This is a genomic window from Streptomyces sp. AC627_RSS907 (assembly GCF_019049165.1).
The window spans coordinates 846-1,301 of the sequence record NZ_JAGMUE010001134.1 but is presented as its reverse complement, the minus strand read 5'-3'; the positions used below and the strand labels follow the sequence as shown (position 1 = coordinate 1,301).

1 pseudogene is annotated in these 456 nt (G+C 75.9%); it reads right to left on the bottom strand.

Going from position 1 to position 456, the window contains the following annotated elements:
* Positions 1 to 206 precede the first annotated feature (206 nt).
* Positions 207 to 456: pseudogene (locus KUM32_RS44535) on the bottom strand (chromosome partitioning protein ParB); the annotation flags it as partial.

Below are 456 nucleotides of genomic sequence, written 5' to 3'. Positions count from 1 at the left end.
CGCCACGCCCGAGCAGGCGGCCCGCGAAGCCGACGGCAGCCTCCCACGGGACGCGATCCCGCACCGTCGGTCGCCGTGGGCGGGGCGCCCGCGCGTCGCCGCGTCGCTCGTACGCATCGTAGCCACGAGCAGATGGCCCCGGTACCGCCCGCCACGCACAGAGCGGGCCGCGCCCCGGGCGGGGCACGGCCCGCTCCGGCGGGGTGCTACTCAGCGGAGGAATCGTCCTCCGCCGGCTGTTCCGCGGTCTGCCCCGGGCCGGAGCGCTGCTCCAGCACTCGTCCCTCGCCCGGCGCCAGGGTGCCGAGGATGCGCTCCAGATCGTCCATCGAGGCGAACTCGACCACGATCTTCCCCTTCTTCTGGCCGAGGTCGACCTTCACCCGGGTCTCGAAGCGGTCGGACAGCCGCGAGGCCAGGTCCGACAGCGCCGGGGACACCCTGGCCCCGGCCCGG